The organism is Pseudomonas sp. SDO55104_S430 (genome assembly GCF_054070595.1).
In genome coordinates this window covers 24,158-30,671 of the sequence record NZ_JBSVXG010000062.1, presented here as the reverse complement: position 1 = coordinate 30,671, position 6,514 = coordinate 24,158, and the positions used below count along the sequence as shown (strand labels likewise).

Genomic DNA, 6,514 nt, shown 5'->3' with positions numbered 1-6,514 from the left:
GGAGCGGGCTTGCTTGAGAAAGTGGGGTGTAAGCAAGCACAGATGTCGCCTGACACACCGCATTCGCGAGCAAGCCCGCTCCCACAAGGTGTTGGATGCCCGGACCATTGAGGACCGGGCCAATCTGCTTAGTGGAACAACACCGCCGTCTTCTGCAGCGTCACCCACACACCCCACGCCAGCGGAATACCCACCACCAGCCAGGCAGCCACCGCCAGCGGCTTGGTGCCAGCAGCGGCTTTCCACTCCAGCACGGTGCTGCCGTCAGCGCCCTTGTCGTGACCCAGCGCCTGTTCGGCCGCCAGTTCAGCGTCGGTCATGAAGTACTTGTCGGCCACCGGGCGCACCATCAGGTTGCACAGGAAGCCCAGCACCAGCAGGCCAGCCAGGATGTACAGGGTGATGTCATAGGCCGCGGCACGTTCAACGCCGATGCTCAGCTGATACTCACGCAGGTAGTTCACCAGCACCGGACCCAACACGCCCGCCGCCGCCCAAGCGGTCAGCAGACGACCGTGGATCGCGCCCACCATTTGCGTACCGAACAGGTCGGCCAGGTAAGCCGGAACGGTCGCGAAACCGCCGCCGTACATCGACAGAACGATGCAGAACGCCGCCACGAACAGAGCGATGTGACCGCCATGACCGAGGTTCGGAATCAGCGAGTAGAGCGCGATGCCCAAGGCAAAGAACAGGAAGTAGGTGTTCTTGCGGCCCAGGAAGTCGGAGAACGATGCCCAGAAGAAACGGCCACCGATGTTGAACAGGCTCAGCAGACCGGTGAAACCTGCAGCGATCGCGGCGATCGACGCCAGTTGCGAAGCGTCCAGCTGACCGAACGCCAGGTCATTGCCCAGCAATTTGCCACCGAACACTTCCTGCAGCAGCGGCGAAGCCATGCCCAGGATGCCGATACCAGCCGATACGTTCAGGCACAGCACCAGCCAGACCAGACGGAACTGCGGGGTTTTCCACGCAACGCTCACGTGTACGTGACGGTTGGTGATCATCGCATTCGAGGCTTTTTTCGCAGGAGCAGTCCAGCCTTCAGGCTTCCAGCCGGTTGGCGGAACGCGGTAGGACAGCGCGCCACCGACCATGAACACGAAGTAGATCGCAGCCATGGCCACGAAGCTCTGCCACACGCCGACGCCTTCCGGCGAACCGAAATGGCTCATCAATGCTGTCGCCAACGGCGCACCGACCATCGCGCCACCGCCGAAGCCCATGATCGCCATGCCGGTCGCCATGCCGCGCTTGTCCGGGAACCATTTGATCAGGGTCGACACCGGCGAGATGTAGCCCAGACCCAGGCCGATACCGCCGATAACGCCGGAGCCGATCCACATCAGCCAGATCTGGTGGGTATAGATACCCAGCGCCGAAATCAGCAGACCGCCACACCAGCACAGGGCCGATACGACGCCAGCCTTGCGCGGACCGGCGTGTTCCAGCCAGCCGCCCCAGATGGCTGCCGAGCAACCCAGGAAGATGAAGAACAGGGTGTAGATCCAGCCGAGCATCGAGATCGGCCAGTCGCATTGCGAAGAGAAGACTTGAGCGATGAAGCTCATGTCCGGTGCGCACGCCAGTGGCTTGGAGATGCCCAGCGCCTTGGACAGCGGCAACCAGAACACCGAGAAGCCATAGGCCATGCCGATGCACAGGTGGATGGCCAGCGCGGCCGGTGGTACCAGCCAGCGGTTGAAACCGGGCTTGGCGATGATTCGCTCCTTGGACAGGAACGAGGGCTGGCCGACGTAGCCGTCAGCCGCAATACTCGTGGTCATTGGTGTATCCCCCAGATATTAGTATGGTTCGCCAGCCACTCTTCACCCCCAGCCTTGGCGCACGCAGGCACGACTGTTTTTTCAGGTAAAGCTCCATTTTGGTGCGACATCGGGTCGCAGAAGGGCAGGCGAACGGGCGAAGGGTACCATTTGCACGTGACAGAAAAACCAAAGTGACATCACGTTTTTCGAAGTTGTCTGTTCTCGTATCACTATTGGCTCAGACGCTCCCCTTGCCGGGGCACGGTTCAACCCACAGGAGAGACCATGCCGGTGATCGTCCGATTGCTGGTCAAGCTATCGACCTGAATCAGCTGGATCTGGAGAAAATTCACCGATTTCCTGTCCGAATGATCGCTGACCGGTCATCCACTGCGGGGCGCTATACTCCTCGGCTAAATTTTTAATTCGACCAACTGCGTCGACTCACTACAAGGACTCGCCCATGAAAGCGTTCGGCAAAATCCTGGGTCTGGTACTTCTCGGGTTGTTGCTGATCATTGTGGCGCTGGGCTTTGCCCTGACCCACCTCTTCGATCCCAACGACTACAAAGACGAGATCCGTCAGATTGCCCGCGACAAGGCCCACATCGAGCTGACGCTCAATGGCGATATCGGCTGGAGCCTGTTCCCGTGGCTGGGCCTTGAGCTGCACGACGCCGCCGTGGCGACCCTGGCCAAACCGGCCGAACCTTTCGCTGATCTGCAGATGCTCGGTCTGTCGGTGCGCGTACTGCCGCTGCTGCGCCGCGAAGTGCAGATGAGCGATGTACGTGTCGAAGGCCTGAACCTGCGCCTGAACCGCGACAAGGACGGCCACGGTAACTGGGAAGACATCGGCAAGGTCCCGGCCACCGCGAGCACCGCTGGCACCCCGCCTGCCACCACCGGCGAGCCTGAAGCGCCAGCCACCGTTCCGGTGGAAAAGCCTGCGCAACCCATTCGCCTGGACATCGATAGCCTGACCGTCAACAACGCCCGGGTCGAATACAGCGACGAGAAAACCGGTCGCCAGTTCAGCGCCGAAAGCATCCAACTGAGCACCGGCCCGGTGCATGACTCGACCAACATCCCGGTCAAGCTCACTGCCTTCCTGGGTACCAACCAGCCTGTGCTGCGGGTCCGCACCGAGCTCAACGGCGAACTGCGCTTCGAACGCGCATTGCAGCGTTACAAGCTCGAAGACATGAAACTGACCGGCGAACTGGCCGGCGATCCGCTGCAAGGCAAGACCATGACCTTCGCCGCCCAGGGCCAGCTGCTGCTGGACAGGGCCGCCAATGTCGCGGAATGGACCGGTATCAAGATCTCCGCCAACCAGCTGCGCGCGTTGGGTGAGCTGAAGGTCAACGAACTGGACAAGACTCCGCAGGTCAGCGGCGGTCTGTCGATTGCCCAGTTCGACCTGGCGAAATTCGTCGACAGCATCGGCCAGCAGATGCCGAAGATGGCCGAAGGCAGCCTGAGCAAGGTCGAACTGGTCAGCCGCCTGGCCGGCACGCCAAGCAGCGTGGTGCTGGATGACATCAACCTGAAGGTCGACGACAGCACCTTCACCGGGCGCATCGCCGTCGAGGACTTCGCCAAGCAATCGCTGCGGGCCAACCTCAAGGCCGACACCTTCAACGTCGACCGCTACCTGCCGCCGAAATCCGCCGAAGCCAATAGCACGAAAGAAGTGCGTCAGGCCGAAGTCGCCAGCACCGAAGCCGATGCCATGGCCGGCGCCGGCACCACACCGCTACCGCAGGCGCCGACCAAGGAGGCGTGGAGCAACGAGCGCCTGCTGCCGGTGGAACGCCTGAGCAAGCTGGATGTGGACGCCGACCTGACCTTCGGCCAGTTGACCCTGGAAAAACTGCCGATCCACAACGCTACCCTCAAGGCCAATGGCCAGGGCGGGCTGCTGACGCTGTCGAACCTGAGCGGCGAACTGTACGAAGGCAGCTTCGAAGCCAAAGGCACGCTGGACGTGCGGCCACAGGCGCCACTGCTGAACCTGCAAACACGGATCAGCCGGGTGCCCGTGGAGAAGATCCTCGAAAGCCAGGGCAAAAATCCTCCGGTCAAAGGCCTGGTCACCCTCAACAGCACCCTGACCGGCGCCGGCAACAGCCAGAAAGCGCTGATCGAAACCCTCAACGGCAACGCCAGTTTCGTCATCAACAATGGCGTGCTGCTCAATGCCAACCTCGAACAGCAGCTGTGCCGTGGCATCGCCACGCTCAACCGCAAGACCCTCAGCGGCGAACCGCGGGGCAAGGACACGCCGTTCCAGGAGCTCAAGGGCAACCTGAATTTCCGCAACGGCGTGGCCAGCAACCCGGACCTGAAAGTCCGCATCCCGGGCATGACCGTCAATGGCGACGGTGATGTCGATCTGCGGGTGCTGGGCATGGATTATCGCGTCGGCATCATCGTCGAAGGCGACAAGAGTGACATGCCGGACCCGGCCTGCCAGGTGGGCGAGAAATTCGTCGGCATCGAATGGCCGCTGCGCTGCCGTGGCCCGCTGGAACTCGGCGCCAAGGCCTGCCGGCTGGATAACGAACGGATGGGTCAGGTCGCCAGCAAAATGGCCGGCGAGCGGATCGGCGAAAAAATTGAAGAGAAGCTTGGCGACAAGGTCAGCCCGGAACTCAAAGACGCACTCAAGGGGCTGTTCAAACGATGAGAGCCGAGCAGTTTTCAACGGCGGTGCTGGACTGGTTCGACCGCCACGGCCGTCACGATTTGCCCTGGCAACAGGACATCAACCCGTATCGGGTCTGGGTCTCGGAAATCATGCTGCAGCAAACCCAGGTCAGCACCGTGTTGAATTACTTCGACCGTTTCATGGCCTCGCTGCCGACGGTCGAGGCCCTGGCGGCTGCGCCTGAAGATGAAGTGCTGCACCTGTGGACCGGCCTGGGTTATTACACCCGCGCACGCAATCTTCAGAAAACCGCGAAGATCGTCGTTGAGCAGTACGGCGGCGAGTTTCCGCGGGATGTGGAAAAACTCACCGATCTTCCCGGCATCGGCCTGTCCACCGCCGGGGCCATTGCCAGCATCAGCATGGGCCTGCGCGCGCCGATCCTCGACGGCAACGTCAAACGGGTGCTGGCGCGCTTTACCGCGCAGGAGGGCTACCCCGGTGAGCCGAAGGTCGCCAAACAGCTGTGGGCGAACGCCGAGCGCTTTACGCCCCATGACCGGGTCAACGCCTACACCCAGGCGATGATGGACCTGGGCGCCACGCTCTGCACCCGCAGCAAACCCAGCTGCCTGCTATGCCCGCTGGAAAGGGGTTGCGAAGCGCACATGCTCGGCCTGGAAACCCGCTACCCGATCCCCAAGCCGCGCAAGGCCATCCCGCAGAAGCGCACGCTGATGCCGATGCTCGCCAACGGCGAAGGGGAAATCCTGCTTTACCGCCGCCCGTCGACGGGCTTGTGGGGTGGCCTGTGGAGCCTGCCGGAACTCGACGACCTCGACGACCTGCAACATCTGGCTTCGCAGCACTCGCTCGAACTCGGCACCCGTCAGGCGCTGCCAGAGCTGGTGCACACCTTCAGTCATTTTCAATTGTCCATCGAACCCGTGCTGGTTCAGGTCCAGGAGGCCGGCCATCACGTGGCCGAGGCCGACTGGCTCTGGTATAACCTCGCCACCCCGCCGCGCCTGGGCCTCGCCGCCCCGGTCAAGACCTTGCTCGAACGCGCGGCCGTCGTATTGAACGCAGGAGAGTCGTCATGACCCGCACCATCATGTGCCGCAAGTACAAAGAAGAACTGCCCGCCCTGGAGCGCGCGCCCTTCCCTGGCGCCAAAGGCCAGGACATATTCGACCACGTCTCGGCCAAGGCCTGGGCCGACTGGCAAAAGCACCAGACCCTGCTGATCAACGAGAAACGCCTGAACATGATGAACGCCGAAGATCGCAAATATCTTCAGGGCGAGATGGACAAGTACTTCTCCGGCGAGGAATACGCCAAGGCCGAAGGCTACGTACCGCCGTCGGAATAACCCGCTTTTGCGGGGGTCGGAACGTAAGCGACGGTAATAATTAAATTTTTTTTGAAAACTTGCTTGACGACCCCCTGAAAAACCCGTTTAATGCGCCCCGTTGCCCAGATAGCTCAGTCGGTAGAGCAGGGGATTGAAAATCCCCGTGTCGGCGGTTCGATTCCGTCTCTGGGCACCAAATACCGAAAACCCTGAATCGAAAGATTCAGGGTTTTTTTATGCCCGCGATTTCATTACAGCCTCCTCAAGCGCTATTGCGGGTCATTCCAGTGAAAGACCAGATTGCGCGCTGCGCCACTTCCCAAATCCGCCGTGTCATGCCGCTCTACCCCATTGCGAGTCGCGACGACGGTGTATTTGCCAGGAGGCAGTTGGGCGTAGACCAGAGGACCAGCCTGATTCAGGTTCAGGACCGTCTGCCCCGGCGCTTTCTGAACGACCACGTTTACGTCGGGCACGTATTCATTGCCCGGGCCGGTGGAAAAGCTCATGTGCAGGTTGTAGCCAGCGGCCTGCTGGATGGCTTTAGCCTCGTCCTCGCCGATACCGCCTGAGAGATAGGCAATCCCGTTTTGCTCCTGTCGCTGAATCTGTACGCCCGTGTTGTCGACAGGATCCAGGCTGGTGGCTGGCGCCAGCGCAGGAAGCAACAAAACACCAACCGTGGCGAGGGGCAACATGAGTGAATGGAAACGTTTCATGATGACGACTCCCGGG

At 61.4% G+C, this 6,514-nt stretch carries 5 protein-coding genes and 1 tRNA gene; 4 read left to right on the top strand and 2 right to left on the bottom strand.

What is annotated here, in order from left to right:
- Positions 1 to 128 precede the first annotated feature (128 nt).
- Positions 129 to 1,790, bottom strand: coding sequence for an OFA family MFS transporter (locus ACW9JE_RS13585; RefSeq protein ID WP_457433023.1), 1,662 nt, complete (start codon positions 1,788 to 1,790; stop codon positions 129 to 131).
- Positions 1,791 to 2,235: 445 nt separating this feature from the next.
- Between ACW9JE_RS13585 and ACW9JE_RS13580 the strand changes: the two genes are divergently transcribed.
- From ACW9JE_RS13580 to ACW9JE_RS13565, 4 genes are all read left to right on the top strand, one after another.
- Positions 2,236 to 4,464 (top strand): AsmA family protein, encoded by a 2,229-nt coding sequence (locus ACW9JE_RS13580; protein ID WP_457433022.1) that lies wholly within the window; start codon positions 2,236 to 2,238, stop codon positions 4,462 to 4,464.
- Positions 4,461 to 5,528: an A/G-specific adenine glycosylase gene (gene mutY / locus ACW9JE_RS13575; RefSeq protein ID WP_224534810.1), complete on the top strand. Its 1,068-nt coding sequence runs from the start codon at positions 4,461 to 4,463 to the stop codon at positions 5,526 to 5,528. The genes ACW9JE_RS13580 and mutY overlap by 4 nt, the downstream gene beginning before the upstream one ends.
- The gene (locus ACW9JE_RS13570) at positions 5,525 to 5,797 is read left to right on the top strand and encodes an oxidative damage protection protein (RefSeq protein ID WP_175376539.1); all 273 of its coding nucleotides are present in this window, start codon (positions 5,525 to 5,527) and stop codon (positions 5,795 to 5,797) included. Before mutY ends, ACW9JE_RS13570 begins: the two co-directional genes overlap by 4 nt.
- A gap of 102 nt (positions 5,798 to 5,899) precedes the next feature.
- A tRNA-Phe gene (locus tag ACW9JE_RS13565) sits at positions 5,900 to 5,975 on the top strand.
- A 73-nt stretch (positions 5,976 to 6,048) separates the two neighbouring features.
- Here the strand turns inward: ACW9JE_RS13565 and ACW9JE_RS13560 are convergent.
- Positions 6,049 to 6,498: a carboxypeptidase regulatory-like domain-containing protein gene (locus ACW9JE_RS13560; RefSeq protein WP_457433021.1), complete on the bottom strand. Its 450-nt coding sequence runs from the start codon at positions 6,496 to 6,498 to the stop codon at positions 6,049 to 6,051.
- Positions 6,499 to 6,514 lie beyond the last annotated feature (16 nt).